This is a genomic window from Paenibacillus sp. FSL K6-2859 (assembly GCF_038008265.1).
Classification (GTDB): Bacteria; Bacillota; Bacilli; order Paenibacillales; family Paenibacillaceae; genus Paenibacillus_AQ; species Paenibacillus_AQ nitricinens.
This window is the reverse complement of record NZ_JBBOYU010000003.1, coordinates 156,972-171,987: the sequence shown is the minus strand read 5'-3', so window position 1 is coordinate 171,987 and position 15,016 is coordinate 156,972. Positions and strand designations below refer to the sequence as shown.

Annotated in this window: 14 protein-coding genes; all 14 read left to right on the top strand. The window is 39.1% G+C overall.

The window, feature by feature from the left end:
* The first annotated feature begins 37 nt into the window (after positions 1-37).
* The 14 genes from MHB64_RS33430 to MHB64_RS33365 all read left to right on the top strand — a co-directional run bounded on the left by MHB64_RS33430 (position 38) and on the right by MHB64_RS33365 (position 14,969).
* Positions 38-433 carry a hypothetical protein gene (locus MHB64_RS33430; RefSeq protein WP_094877643.1) on the top strand — a complete coding sequence of 132 codons (396 nt, stop codon included), beginning with the start codon at positions 38-40 and terminating at the stop codon, positions 431-433.
* A gap of 50 nt (positions 434-483) precedes the next feature.
* Positions 484-1,206, top strand: coding sequence for a transcription termination/antitermination NusG family protein (locus MHB64_RS33425; RefSeq protein ID WP_341109639.1), 723 nt, complete (start codon positions 484-486; stop codon positions 1,204-1,206).
* Positions 1,207-1,253: 47 nt separating this feature from the next.
* Positions 1,254-1,712: a thioredoxin family protein gene (locus tag MHB64_RS33420; protein ID WP_094877641.1), complete on the top strand. Its 459-nt coding sequence runs from the start codon at positions 1,254-1,256 to the stop codon at positions 1,710-1,712.
* A gap of 93 nt (positions 1,713-1,805) precedes the next feature.
* Positions 1,806-2,210, top strand: a complete 405-nt coding sequence (locus tag MHB64_RS33415; protein ID WP_280788184.1) for a hypothetical protein — start codon at positions 1,806-1,808, stop codon at positions 2,208-2,210.
* A 139-nt stretch (positions 2,211-2,349) separates the two neighbouring features.
* Entirely contained in the window at positions 2,350-2,853 is a 504-nt protein-coding gene (locus MHB64_RS33410) for a metal-dependent hydrolase (protein ID WP_094877639.1), read from the top strand.
* 112 nt (positions 2,854-2,965) lie between these two features.
* Positions 2,966-3,313 carry a type II toxin-antitoxin system PemK/MazF family toxin gene (locus MHB64_RS33405; protein WP_341136479.1) on the top strand — a complete coding sequence of 116 codons (348 nt, stop codon included), beginning with the start codon at positions 2,966-2,968 and terminating at the stop codon, positions 3,311-3,313.
* 698 nt (positions 3,314-4,011) lie between these two features.
* Positions 4,012-4,407 (top strand): pilin, encoded by a 396-nt coding sequence (locus tag MHB64_RS33400; RefSeq protein WP_341109641.1) that lies wholly within the window; start codon positions 4,012-4,014, stop codon positions 4,405-4,407.
* A gap of 12 nt (positions 4,408-4,419) precedes the next feature.
* Positions 4,420-4,716: a hypothetical protein gene (locus tag MHB64_RS33395; protein WP_280788188.1), complete on the top strand. Its 297-nt coding sequence runs from the start codon at positions 4,420-4,422 to the stop codon at positions 4,714-4,716.
* Between the two features lie 143 nt (positions 4,717-4,859).
* Positions 4,860-5,660: a hypothetical protein gene (locus tag MHB64_RS33390; protein ID WP_280788189.1), complete on the top strand. Its 801-nt coding sequence runs from the start codon at positions 4,860-4,862 to the stop codon at positions 5,658-5,660.
* Positions 5,657-7,558, top strand: a complete 1,902-nt coding sequence (locus MHB64_RS33385) for a VirB4 family type IV secretion system protein (protein WP_341136478.1) — start codon at positions 5,657-5,659, stop codon at positions 7,556-7,558. The genes MHB64_RS33390 and MHB64_RS33385 overlap by 4 nt, the downstream gene beginning before the upstream one ends.
* Before the next feature lie 4 nt (positions 7,559-7,562).
* The gene (locus tag MHB64_RS33380) at positions 7,563-10,091 is read left to right on the top strand and encodes a hypothetical protein (RefSeq protein ID WP_341136477.1); all 2,529 of its coding nucleotides are present in this window, start codon (positions 7,563-7,565) and stop codon (positions 10,089-10,091) included.
* Positions 10,092-10,261: 170 nt separating this feature from the next.
* Entirely contained in the window at positions 10,262-12,082 is a 1,821-nt protein-coding gene (locus tag MHB64_RS33375; protein WP_341109644.1) for a peptidoglycan DD-metalloendopeptidase family protein, read from the top strand.
* An 88-nt stretch (positions 12,083-12,170) separates the two neighbouring features.
* On the top strand, positions 12,171-12,605 hold the full coding sequence (locus tag MHB64_RS33370) for a hypothetical protein (protein WP_341109645.1): 435 nt from the start codon (positions 12,171-12,173) through the stop codon (positions 12,603-12,605).
* 162 nt (positions 12,606-12,767) lie between these two features.
* On the top strand, positions 12,768-14,969 hold the full coding sequence (locus MHB64_RS33365) for a hypothetical protein (RefSeq protein WP_341136476.1): 2,202 nt from the start codon (positions 12,768-12,770) through the stop codon (positions 14,967-14,969).
* Positions 14,970-15,016: the final 47 nt, after the last annotated feature.

Genomic DNA, 15,016 nt, shown 5'->3' with positions numbered 1-15,016 from the left:
GTAATTGCCCTAAACACTAAAGTGAAGGAGGTGCCATGTGAGCAGCTATTTAGAAATGAAGGCCAGTTATCAAAGTGATCGAAGCAAAGCATTAAAAGGTCGAAATAGAAAGACAGTTGTTCATTTAGGTGATTATTTTAGTCAAGAGGAAAAAGAAGCGCTTTTGAATCATCGTTTGAGTAGCAGTGCAGTATCATCTTGCAACTTTGCTCTTGATACCTTAGGCATTCGAGGAGAAAAAATTGATGAAGAGTTGTTGAAGTTGTTAGATCCTGTTGAAGAGAAGGTAATTGTTCTTCGGATTGAAAAGCAAGAAGATTTTTCTTCCATTAGTGATACATGCCAAATACCCATTCGTGAGGTTATGGAAATACTTCGGAAAGCTACGCGTAAGATCACAACGTTTATTCGATTAAACAGGATTCAGAAATAAAACTGCTGTTATCTTAGATCAAAATTCACATTTACAAAGGAGAATGAGCAATGTCTTGGTACGCACTTCAAGTTAAAACGGGTCAAGAGTTTGAAATAGCCGAAGTGATTTATAAATATGCGAACTTCAAGAACTTAGCCGACAAAATTACGGACATCTTCTCCGGTGTGAAAAAGATCGTAAAGATGACTAGTAAAGGTCGTAGGATTGACGCTGAGCCAGTATTAAATGGTTATATTTTTGTTAAGCTTTTACAAGATATGACTGGTGAAATATGGCATCTATTAAAAAATGTACCTGGTGTATTTAAGGTACTGGACATGCTGCCAATCAGTGAGGAAGAAATAGAGCACTTGCAAAAGAAATGTGTTGGGGAAATCGAATTTAAAATAGAAGTAAAAGATGAAACTGAGTTGGACAAACAAGAACACATTACAACCGTAATAGATGAAAATGAAGAAGCACATCTATGTAGTGATACTACGCCCAACGAAGTTAGGAATGATCTGAATGGAACTGATGCATCTGATCATTTAGAAGTGAATAAGAAACAAAGATTTTCACAAAAAGGGGAATCTACTCCTTACAGCTATATAAAAACATTGATGTACTCCTTCATAAAGGGAGGAAAAAAAGTCTTTCGTATCCCGCTTCCCGTTTATCGAGAAATTCTGGAGGCAGATGAATTACTTGAAAATCCCCAGAACGAAAGAAATCCATATTTCATTTTATGGGTCGCCAAGCGGCATTTCAGAAAACTTTTAATGACATGAGAAATCTCAATTTCTTAAAAATAAAATCTGAAATCTTGGGAGGAAACATGAAAAAGAGAAAGCGAGTAGGATTCATTACATTTGGTATAGCAATTGTTTCCATTTGTTCAATTATTTCGATAGCCCTTATAAAAAACTACACATTGGCACCAGAAGAAGAAACAAAACAAGATGTAAAAACTAATTTCATTGCTTCTCTTCCACAGCAAATGAAGGAAGTTTCTTCTGAAGCATTAGTTAGCCCAAGAGAAGACGACTATTTGATTTTTTATTATTCCAACGACTGCATTATAAGTGAAAATCTCGTTCCATCTATTGAGGAATATAGTAGTAAGAGCAATGCGCTGCCCATTTATGCAATCAATGTAATGGATGAAGAGAATGAGAAGTTAGTGGAACAGGAACATATTATAGGGACTCCAACCGTTATACATATGAGGAATGGAGAAGAGGTATGGAGAACTATTGGTAAGCTTGATCTTAACCAACTCCCAACTATATTATGAAGTCAGACACTTTTGTTGAATATGCGATGAAACGCATATTCGGTAAAAGTGTATTTGTGTTTACATACAAAACTATCTTCAGAAAGGAGAGTTATGGCGAAATCTAATCAGAACAAGTCAAAAAAAATAAAGGATGAGAAACTGGCTTTCATAATTCAGAGACCAGATCCTTCGACCATTCCTATTTGTCGAGTTGCTATTTCCCACTACTCTACCATTTCAAGCACTCTCACTATGATCAAAAGTATCATTAATCAACTCAAAAGGCATCCAGGTAATCGTATAGTTAAAAGAATTTCAATTCACAGTCATTGGTTAGAGGTTGAGTTGGACCTTTCTAATAATTCAACACCTGATTTTTGCGTATCAGAGTTAATCCAAAAGTTGAGTTTTAGTTTATCTCAAGTCGGAAATTATCCAGCGGATTTGGAGTTGAAAGAAGTACTAGTGGACAATGAAGGTATAGTAACGATTAAGAAAGATAGTGTAATCTATTGAATACAGAAACGACATGTGTTAAGATTAATTCATAAATTACTTAATTATTTTCGCAAATGAATAACTCTTATATTTCTATTTTTAGAGCCTTCCAATTGGAGGCTCTTTTTATGTTCTCCAAAAAGAGAGGGGAGAGAAAATGTACGCGAAAACACATGTTATTGCAGGAGCTGTAGCTGGTTATTGTATGTATCCGTCTTGGGCAGGTATTTTAGCTGGTTCGATTGGTGGATTGATCTCAGACATTGACGAAACTAAGAGTTATCTAGGACGATTAGTTCTTCCAATATCCGTTATCTTAAAATATACGATAAAACATCGGACGCTCTCGCATTCCTTGCTATTTGCTAGTGGGTTAACCATTGTATTAGCTCCTATTCTGTTTCTTTTTTTTCATACGTGGTTAATTTCATTGGCCTTTTTTGCAGGGGTAATTTCTCATATTCTGGGCGATATGATAACGGGAAGGGTACAGCTGTTTTGGCCATATCAGAAAAAATACGGAATAAGGATGCCTTTTCTGGTATATCGGTTTGTTGATATATTTTTTCGATCTGCCTTAATTGTATTGATCATATACAAATTAATTTCAGGTGATGTTATTGCACATCTCCTTGCAAATACAAAAGATCTTCTGGGATAGAGAAGGGAGTCGGCAACATGGGGATGCCAGCAGTAAATGAACGAGGTGCTACTAGTAATCATTCTGATGAATTTAAAAAGGGTAGGATATTAAATGAATCTAAAAAAAAAGAATGATGGTATCAAGAGGAGAAATTTATTGGATTAAGGATACTCATAAGGAAGTAGGAAGTGTTCAAAAAGTAGATGGTTTTAGACCGGCTTTGATTATATCAAACAATAAAGGTAATTATTACTCCACTACGGTTGTGGTAGTAATGCTCTCAGGTCAAGTAGAGAAGGCGATGCGAAAAAAATTGGATTGTCAGATTATCATCGATACCATTGTAGGAATGCAGGTTGTTATGTGCGAACAAATCCGAACCGTGGACAAAGTTCAACTTGATGGCCATATAACGAAGTTATCAAAAGAACAAATGCGAGCTGTCGAGGAGGTGCTGAAGCTGCAGCTAAATTTATAGAGAATTATTTTAAAGGAGAGGGGAATAGTGTTAATTTATTTATTCGGAAGTTTGCTCATACTGATTAGTTTAATTGATCTGTCATTAACCATGAGGCGAAAGATCATTAGATACCCAAACTCTCATTACAAGTCTTTTTGTATACGATGGCTAAAACAATTTGTTATGTACGGAGATACATGGAATGGATTTAGAGTAACGACATTGATAGATCGGATTTACAACCGTGTACTTCTTATAGTTGGATTGCTGGCTGTGAGTAGACTGGATATAGACTATATTGGCATATATCTGCTAATGTTTGTTCCTTCAATTACTATTGTCATTTTGATTGAGTCTTTAAAAAAGATAATAACAGGTAGAGATATAAGTGTGGGATTAGCTATTGTTCGGAGCATTTATTTTACATGTATTTTATATTTACTGGTTGGTAGTATGTTTTTTTTATACCAAAATGATCACGATGGAATCCGAATAATTTTATTTCTTTTGGCTTTGCCTTTCTGTAATTCAATCTATAGAAAATTCTATTTCAGGTTGAATCGAGATGTTACATAAAATAATTTGAGAATAGAAAATAGACTTCTCTCTTTCATAGAGAGAAGTTTTTTTTTAGGGTAGGGGGTGACTTGGGATTTTGATGATGAATTTAATTTAGGAAACTGGGCCAATAACACTTTGACATGGAGGATAATAGAATGGGAATTTTAAAGACAAAGCGATTTTGGTTTGAACTGTTTTTGGTAATGGTAGTATGCTTTACTTTTGCAGCAGTCGCACACGCCACAACACTCAATCCAACAAATGGTGATGCACTAAAGGAAACAATTAAGGGTGGATCTACAAAGGCTGTTGAGTATTTTCGATATTGTGTAGGTTTTCTAGCTGTTGCATTTATTGTCTGGGCTGGTATCCTCTTTTTGACTGCGAACGGGGATTCACAGAAGATCCAAGCAGGGAAAGAAAGAATTAAGTGGACTATCGGGGCAGTTGTATTGGTAATTCTCGCAGATAAAATTGTCGGTGTTGTTTACGGCATTATTCCAGATTCGACTCCTGTGGATCCTGGGACAGCAGCGGCGCCAAAAAAATAGGGAGGCCATCTTATGTATGGAGAACAACATTTATTGGCCTTTAAGAGTAACGAAAAGAGCACAGTCATTTATAGTTTGACCTACCCACAAGTTGGATGGTGGGCGCTCGGAGGGTTGATAACTATGAAATTGGGGGGGATTATAAGTCCGATTCCTGGTATTGGTCCATTCGGATATATTTTTCATCTCATTCCGTTCTTAATTTGCTTAGCTTTTGCACACATCAAACATCCAAGAACAGGTTTGTCGCTTCACAAGTTTATTTTTAATTATATTCATTGCCGAATTAGAAAGCGTAAATTTTTGTGATGTTACAAAATGACATTAACACTGTCAAGTCACTCCCTTGTTCACTCGGCAGAGAATTTATAAAGGGAAGAAAAAAGGCTCGCCATACAGGCGAGCCTTTTTTTGATTAGAGATGAATATGGAAATAAGGGAGGATACACAAAATGACGGATTACCTTCTGGTCGCTGGACTGGTTGCAGTATATCTATGGCTACATTTTAGCGGGAAGAGGAAAAAGAAAGGATTGAAGAAAACTAAAGCTGCAGATTGGTTTACGGTTAAAAAAGTTGATTCAGATGGATTAATCTATACCGAAGACGATCGCTATTTTTACATGATTGAAGTGCTCCCAATATCATTTGTTTTGAAATCAACTATTGAGCAAAAAATCATATGGAGTACATTTCGAGATTTTATTAATGCTATTCCACATCCCTTAAGATTTAAAACTGAGAGCCATCCTTACAAACTTGAAGATTATTTTGAAGAACTCGCTGCAGAAGCGACGGACACGGGGGATGTTAATAATATTGAATATGTCGAAGAACAAAGATTGATGTTTACAGCATATTTGGAAAGAAACCAAATCTCTGACAGGTATTATTACGTTTTTTTGGAAACTGATAATCGATATTTAAACGATATGGAGGCAGAGTTTTCTAATCCTCTTTTGAATGATATTTTACGGAAAAATAGTGCTAAAAATTCATCTCAGGATATTGATACAGCTCGTCAAGAGCTAACAAATAGTACAAGGATCTGTGAGGGTGCATTGCGAAGTATCGGAATGTCAACTAATTTAATGGACCGTAAAGAAGTGCTGAAGTATCTTTATCGGTCTGGAAATCGTGAAATATCAAGTTTGATCACACTGGAAGAAATGATCAATCGTACTGCTGAAGAAAACGAAACACTACATTCGTTTAGTAAAATGCACTATACGAAAGGAGCGTCTGCACAGTGAAGTGGTTCTTCAAAAAGAGACAGACAAATACCGTACCGGCTGAACAGAAATTTATAGTCGAAGAGGGATTTACGGAACATGAAAAGCAGCTTATAGCGCCTCCTTCCATGATAGAACGTCTACCTGGTGAAAACAAAGCAACAGATTATTGGCTAGAAATCGGTGATAATACTTTAGGAGCTCGTTATATTCGCTCATGGTACATGAAGTTCACTGGACGCACTACATGGATAGGCATGCTTGATCCTATCATGCTTGCAGAAGGCGATGGGGATGTGGACTTAACTATAGTAATAGAACCTGCTGAGGCTAGCATAGAAATGAATCGGCTGGCCAATCGAGTGGCGATATTGCAAGCTGAACTGGAACAGGAACGGAATCCGGCAAAGCAAGGGAACATCCGACAAGAGTTATACGATCTGAATGCGAAAATGTCACGTCTTCGGATCAACGAAGAGAAATTGTTCAAAACCTCAGTAATCATGAGTGTTGCCAGTCAGACTCCTGAGATGCTTCGTAGATTAAGCCGAACGATTATTAAAAGGCTTGGTGGAATTGGGGTGAAATTTCAATCAGCTGATACAAGACAGCTGGAGATGTGGCGTGCATCGCTCGGCATCGGTGATAAAGCACTTATTTCAGAAAATATGATGGATATGGAAACGAGTAATGTAGCTGACTTTTTCATTTATGGATACGGTGGATTATCGCATCGAACCGGTGTTATCTTGGGCTTTGACCAGTATCGTCGTCCTGTTTTTTATAATGGGTGGGACAGGCGTTTAACTAACCAGAATATGGTCGTGTTTGGGAGGTCTGGTTCTGGTAAATCATTCGCTATTAAAATTCTTACACGACGAAGCGCAGCCCAAGGAATAAAAACAGCAATTGTAGATCCGGATCGTGAATATAAAAACACGGTGTTAGCCATGGGTGGAGCATACGCAGAGTTATCTCCAAAGTCAGAAGGCTACCAGCGCATAAATCTCTATGATGTAGCGGAGGAAGAGGACGAGCATGGCGTAGTCAAGGTTATCATGGATGAGTGCTATAAAGCTGTGCAGGCGTTCATTTTTAAAATGATACGTATTGTTAGCCCAGAGGCTCTGACTGGACAGGTAAAGGTTAAGGTATATGAAAGTATATTGCAGTTGTATCGAGATTTTAAAATAAATGAGGACCCGAGTAGTTTATATGAGTTAAAAGACGGAGTTTGGGTACAGAAGCCATCTCCAACTTTATATGACCACTATAAACTTATGCTGGAATATAAAGAGCTGGAACCAATCTGGGGTGTTGTCAAACTGTTTACCCGAGAAGGGGGTGACCCATCGAAAGCCATTTTTGATGGACAATCTACTTTCTCTATTGGCAGTGCTAGTGCTTACGGTATTTCTGTTGCAGACCTCGAAGAAGAATGGATGAAACCTCTTGGAATTTTCGTTTCAACAAAATGGATATGGGAGAAATTCGCAAAAAAAGACCGTACTCAGAAAAAACGAATTGTTGTCGATGAGTCACAACTTATGATGGAGGAAGAAGAAGAAGCAAAATGGTTGGAGAATTCATATCGACGTGGTCGGAAACTAAATGTTTCCATGTGCGCGGTAACTCAAGGGTTCGAAGTTTTCCTGAGAAAGCCTGAAGGAATGGGTATTCTGAAAAACGCACCTACTAAACTCCTACTGCGTCAAGAAGCAATTGATATCGAAGCCGTCCAAGGAAAGTTCAATCTTGCTTCAGGTGAAGCCGCTTTTCTCCTAAAAGCAAACAGTGGTGTTGGTATACTGAAAGTAGATGAAGAGTCTACAATTGTACAAATGCAGGCGACTGATAATGAATATTGGTTATATACAACAAATCCTAATGACTATGCGGAAGCGGTTAAGGGAGTGTGATTAAGTGGCTGAGATGCGGAAGCGAAGACGGTTGCCGGCATTTCTCTTTGTCATTCTCCTTTTAATCGGTTTTACTGTATCGACCATATCGGTACAGCATGCCTATGCTGAAGGGAATAAAAGCAATCAAACTGAATCGGAAAATAAGATGGATTCTCTGAAAGACCAAATGCTTGGAGAATCATTCAGTAATGAAGGTAAGGATCCTTCTTATTTGGAGAAGACGCTGGCCAAACTCTTTACAGGATTCACAGATTTTCTTATTCATGTACTGAGTTTGAAAGATTATAACGAACTAATTTTCAATCAGGATAATCCAAGTCTTATATTAAATACATTTGATGTTGGGGTATTCAATGTCCTTAATGATTTCTATAGTTCATTCATTGGTGTAAGTGCTTATTTGGCTGTTATAGCAGTTTTAGCATGGGCATTTATTTACATGTATAAAGGAAACACCTTCCAAGGACAGTCTACACTTGGTGGTATGACACGCGGCTTAATCTTCTATTTTCTAGGATTGTATCTTGCTGGATATCTATTTCAAATCGTGTTTTTCCCAAACAAAGTGATCGTCCTTTTTGCCATCGATGGGTTATATAGAGCAACAGGATGGGATGTTTCGCAATTTGACTTACTTGGAATAGTTGCTGTAGAAGGTGTAACAAGCCTCCCAGTAGCCATTCTTTATTTGGTTATGGCTGTTTGTATCGGTATGATGAATTATCAATACGCAATGCGTATGGTAACTCTCTTATTTTTAATGGTTATCTTTCCTTGGGTATCTTATGCGAGTATATTTCCTGGGAACCAAAAAGCGATGGATCTGTGGTTTAGAGAATTGGCTTCACAGGTATTTATTCAAGCAGGTCATGCTCTTGGATATGCTCTCTTTGTGGCTGTACTTGTGAATGATGCAAACTTCTGGGTACTCTTTGCTTTTCTGATAGGAATGCCTACACTAACCAGCCTTATACGTTTGTTATTCGGAGCTCCTGGGGGTGGTACAGTTAAAGGAGGTTTGGGTGGAGGAACACTTGCAGCTATGACAATGATGGTCAAAGGTATAAGTGGTGGTTTTGGAAATAATGGTGGTGGTAACATGCTGAATTTAGGCGCGAATGGTATTGGTAAAAATTCATCATCCATTGCAGGTGGTGCGGGTGCTATGGCAGGAGCTGGGTTGTCTTCAGGATTAAATCAAGCTATTAATAATGCTGGAGCTCTAAATGCTCCTTCTTTTAACGGAATGAATAATGGAGCTCTTAATGCTCCTTCTTTTAATGGTATGAATAGTGGCGCTGTTCCTGGATATTCGATGAACGGTGCTGGGAGCAGCGCTGGCCAAGGGATAGAGTCTGGTTTCGACTTTGCAGGAGAATCTGGAAATGATGGGCAAAGTTTTAATAGTGGATTGCGAGCAGCTACAGCCTCCAGAGGATTAAAGGGAGGGGCAGCGTACGCCATAGGATCTACATCTTCAAAAATGTCGAGTGGTCTTAAATCTGGTGCAAATAAGGCTCTTAAGGGAGCACCCACAGCAATACTGGGTGCTGCAGGGTTTATAGCGGGCTCAGCCCTAACTGGAAACTTTGGCGGAGGATTTGTTGGAGCTTCTCTAGGGGCAAAAAGCGCGGGATTTATGAAGCAACACGTTGGAGCAGCGGGTGGAGCTTTAAAAGAAGGAATCGCTGGTTGGCGCGAATATCGAAAAGATAATCCAATAACACAAGTAGAACCCGCTCCCCACCCTTTAGCGCTTCCACCAAAAAGTGGGGATCCGCTATTAGCATTACCTGCAGGTGTGGGTATGTCTCCAGGGAGAGGCCCACTTGAATTGCCTGGAATAGTTCATACTCCTCTAGCAGATAACAGTGGAGTCATGGTTAATCGAACGCAAGATAAAAACATGTTCCCTACGTTTCCTTCCCCTATGAATCCATCAGGTTCGCTTGAGGGGCATAGCGGTGGGAGTGGAATGGCTTCGTCCTTTGATTACGGTCCCATTCCACCGCTGGAAAGTCCAGGATCTGGTGGCATGGGTGGAGAGGGAATGGGGTTTAGTTTCGGAGACAGGGGGGTTGGGAGTGAAGATTCAGGACCTCAAGGAAGCATTACCAGTCCTTCTGGTAATGGAGCAGCTAACATTCCAAGTTCTCATAATGTTCAAGGATCAGCTCCAATTCCGAATGGTGTGGAACGCTCTTCTAGCGTATCCGGTTCTGTAAGTAATCGAACCCCAGACCTTTCAGATCCGCGTAGTACACAAGGGCCAACAAGCTCAAATACTGATAATTCGCAGCTTTCAACTAGCAAAAGGACTCTAACAGGCGGACCTGTCAGAAATAACGACACAGGGGCTGTGGGTTCAGGACACAATAGTAACTCAGGATCATATAATAATGGTTCTATTCCATCAATTGGTCAAGATTCTTCTAGAGTTGTGAATCCCCCAGTACAGTCTGCAGGTCCTTCTCGAACTATTTCAGAAGGGGTGAAAGGACAGGTAAGTGATGGAGGTCATTCCAATTAAGATAATGTGCCTTCGCTGTTTAGGGTGCTTTTAAGAATGATAATTCTCCAAGTGGACAGGAAACAGATTTATAAGGCTAAGTAAAAAGGCTATTTTAGACAGTACAGAAGGATCCAATCTGCTAAGACAGATTGGGTCTTTTTTTATTTAGATAGGAGGTGCTATTACTGATGGACCTTGAGAGTATGCTGCAGCGGGGCATGCAAGCAGCAAAACATCTTATAAAGCACGTTTTAAAACAGGTCGGAAAGAAATTACTGAAACAAGTAGTACTCAAAATATTGGCTGTAGCTGGTCCATGGATACTAGGTATCTTATTAATTGTGATTTTATGTTCTGCATTTCTCTCAATATTTTTAGATAAGCCAAATGAAACTCGGGTAGCGACCGGATCACCTTCTATTTTCGCTTTGGATGATGGTGATACAGAATGGGACTTGGAAAAAGACAAGAAACTCATTGAGCAGTATAAGAAATTGTCCGAAAATGGACTAGGTTCAGCAGCTGATATGAGTTTTGGATCAAAAGAAGCTGGACCTTTTTCTCTTAGTCAATTTGAACAGGCGAAATCTTACAATGTGAGCTGGGCCTTAATTGCTGGGGCGGATCGCTTAATCGGAGATCCTTATACTGGAGATGGAATACATCGTAATCCTGATCCTGAGAAAACTTATAAAGCGCTTGGACCAAGATTTTCATGGAAAACAACCACCACAGAAGTAACGGAGTGTAAAGCTGTAACTCCACCAGTGGTTGAAGGAGAAGAGGGAGAAATTGTTGATACTACAGTCACCGCTCCCAAGATTAAATGTTCAACGAAAAATTATGAATCCAAACTTCTTTCTAAAGTTGATAAATTCAATGAAGTTGTTACCTTGACTTATAAATCGCAAACGCAAACTACAGGTACAGCACCTGATACCACAACAGTAACTAGAGAGGTTATCAGTCAGATTATCACTACTCCAAGATCAAGTGATCGGCTGACGACATACGTAGTCGACAACGGACTAAGTAAGGATGATACGGATTTAGTAATTGAAATTGCGAAAGCTTATGATCCGAATTTCTCTGAATTTTTATTTCCTCCCGGAGCTGCGCAACTTGGCGGGAGCGGTTATGTAAGCGCTCAGGTACCAGCTGAGTTTCTTCCTATTTATGAGGCAGCTCAAGCCAAGTATGGCGTACCGTGGTATTACCTTGCTGCAATTCATCGAGTCGAGACAGTCTTTTCAACTGAACCAACGATGGTTTCATCTGCCGGTGCAATAGGTCATACCCAATTTATGCCGGCTACATGGGTTGGATGGACTTACAATGTCGGTAATGGTCTAGTATCTACTGATTTAGACATTACCAATCTTGAAGTTATTCGATCAGGAGGCGGTTATGGTGTGGATGCTGATGGTGATGGTAAAGCAGACCCTTGGAATATTTGGGACGCGATATTTTCCACTGCAAATTACTTGAACAAGAACGGTATGAATTCGGACCCTAGGAAAGCAATCTTTCAATATAACCATGCAGACTGGTATGTAGATGATGTTCTAATGTTTGCAGATCTCTTCTCAAAGCCGGCCCCACTCTGGGCAAGCGCGACACTTCCGGTAGATTCTGGTTTATATACCATTTCAAGCCCCTTTGCTGTTCGGACAGATCCCTTTACTGGGGAATCTAAGAATCATAAAGGAATAGACTTAGCTGCAGTCGCAGGAACACCTGTAAAGGCTCCTCTTGATGGTGTGATAGCTTATGTGGGCAAGCAAACAGGGTATGGGAATCTAGTGATCATTGATCATGGGAATGGTTTCTCAACGGCATACGGTCATTTGTTGGATAATAGTGTTTTGGTTAAACCCAAGCAGAAGGTAAAAGCTGGTGAGCAAGTTGCAGGGGTAGGATCTACTGGAAGATCAACTGGAAATCACCTTCATTTTGAGATTCGTGTGAATGGCGTACAGGTTGATCCTACGGAATACATGAGATTTTAGACTAATTCGAGGAGGTGAGAAATCCGTTGGAGCTAGAGGGGATTCAATCATTAAAGATAATAACTATGAGAAGGGAAGGAAAGGTTATATGAAAAAATCAGGTATTCGAGTATTTAGTCTGATTGTGTTTATTGTTTTATGCTTTGGTGCACCTGCACATGCGGCGCCAGGAGATAGTCAGACAGGAACCGTTACTAATAACCAATCGATCAATCAATCAACTGGTGATTCTCAAGGGGCTATTGATATTACACCAGTAACTTCAGAAAGGTTTGGAAAAGGCATGACGAAGATGGGGAACGATTTATCAAAATTTGGTGAAAGAATATCCTATCCCCTGTTTCTTATTGCACTTATACTTGGTTTTGTTCTGTTACTTTTGGGCATTTTCTCTAAAAAAGCCTTGGCGGCAGGTGGGATTTCATTGGTAGTTGCTTTTACTTCGCTTCTATTTATGGGTGACATGACTAAATTAATGAATATAGTAAATGATATTACGCAAAATATTCGAAACTATTTTTAATAGAAGCGTGCTGGCTCAGGCTGGCATGCTTTTTTTTATCAGTAGGAACTGAAATTTAGATTTCCTTACAAATAATTGAAGGGAGAATAATTAGTGAATATTAGATCTGGTGATAAGGAAGTTGTTAAAGTCGATATTAATTCTCTTCAGGAAGAGGTGTAAATGATGCATATAGTAATTATCTGCCGTCCACAGCATTACGAGCGGCTTTCAGGATATATAAAGCATGTTTCAACTAGAATTTCTATTTCCCCGTTGATTTCAGATTGGAATGCAGCGATGGAATATTTGCAAAAAGCCAAGTTGGACGGGGTGCTGATTGACCAGAACGTCAGTTTTTATAAAAATATTGTAAGTATGCCTATACCTTCACTCGTATATCAAGGTCAACCACAAGGTTTTGGGTCAGAAGTTCAGGAATGGCTGAACTCGTTGAATGTAAGTAATCATGAAGCCCCACCTTCTCGTTCTTCTGAAGCAAAAAGCATAGCGAGTAATGAAACTGAATCTGAAGTACCAATCGTATCAGAAAAAGCTTTGATTAGTGAAAACGGAATTAAGGTGGCGTTAGTATCTACAACAAAATCTATCATTGAAGCAGTAAATAGGCTTTCCGGAATTTCAGTCGTGGCTACTTTGTCTGATATACAAGATGCGAAGATTGCAGAAAACCTTAATAATGCAGATACCATTCTTGTTGAAGAAAGTGTAATGAATGAGGAGACAATTACAATACGAGAGTTGAAAATGTTACAACTTATCGAGGAATATAAAGGAAGTGGAAGACGATTAACATTCCTATTATTCGAAAGATCCAGTACATCGTTTATGCAAAAGCTTGTGAAAAAAAGCTTTTATGACTTCCTCTGCACAGAATCACTCTCACTTTCGGATATTGAACGGTTAATTAAAGTTCCAAAGTCCCTTAGCGAAGTCGCTAATTATATTCCGAAAGAAGAATTGAATCAGGCACCAGAAAAAGCAACGATAAAAGCAAATAGCTCGGAAGTAGTCCCATCTGTGCTTACTAAGGATGATATTGATCAGAATGTTAAAGATAAAGCTCACCGTCTAGCGGAAACATTTGTAGAATCAGCTAATGAAAAAGTTAAGGAGAGCGTAGAAAGCACAACTAGTACCATAGAGATCCCAGACGGAACCCAGAACCAAACGGAATTTATTAAGAAAGTTTCCATTGATACACAAGAAGCAAGTGTGTATACGAACGTTAATGTTCAGAGCGACCTAGCCGCCGACCCCACTACAAATTATGAGAATATAGAAGTTATGGGTAAGGTTATTGCAGAAGACATTCTACCAGACACCGACAACGAAACAAACACTACCTCGATAACAGATTCTGCCCGAAAATTCATCAAAGCGTTAGGGCAAAAAATATATCAGCATAAAGAAGAAAGCAACACGAATTTGAATGTTCCTAAGGATGAAAACGACTTTGAAAAAGGAGATGATACACAAGTAAATGAAACAAGTCAGGATTCTGATTTATCTACAGGAAGCTCTCTTGTCGGAAAAATACAAATCAAAATAAAAAGTATATCTCGACCTAGATCAATTCGCGGGGAACGGAAAGAACTGAAGGACGAACAAGAAGTTAATGTAACTCTCGAAAAGGGAACAGGGGAGTTTCCTGATTCGTCTACAATCAAGCTTGGTAAAAAGATTACAGACAATACTCAGAGTTCAATACAGTTTACAGTACCACATCGAGTCGTTCTGTATTCCCCAAAAGGTGGTGCTGGTACGACAAATATCGCTGTCCAACTGACACAAGCTTCAATAGAGAATAATATTGGATTAGCTGAGATTGCATTTAGCTATGGTCAACTTGCCGGACGTTTAAATCTTAAGCCACAGTATAACATCTCGGATATTGAAGAAGGGATGGAAGAAATGGCGGTATGTAACAACCGATTTTTGTGTGCGCCGTGGGTATTTCCAGTAAAGAAAACATTCAATGAGTCTTTATTAAAAGAATGGTTGAATCGATCCCAGCGAGCATTTCCTGGGAGATCAATTATTGCAGATTTGCAAAGTCAAAGTTCTCCAGTGATTATTCATACAGCAATTGAGTGGGCTACTCGTGCTGTTTGGGTTGTACAAGATACCGAACAGCACCTTGGAATGGCTGATATTCAAATTTCAAGCTTAAGGAAAATGGGGGCTGATGTTGGAAAAATAGGTTTAGTTGTTCAGGAGGTGACTGGGGCGAAATTACCATGGAGTGATGTTTTAGGTGTACAAGTTATTGCTACATTAAATCGCGATTTAAAATCGTTGAAATGGAAAAAAGAATTGTACGATGGTATAGCAGAACACTTAGGATTACTGGCAATGGTATAAAATTTATATAACTGTATATTATTGTGTACAGAATAAAAAGGTTAGAG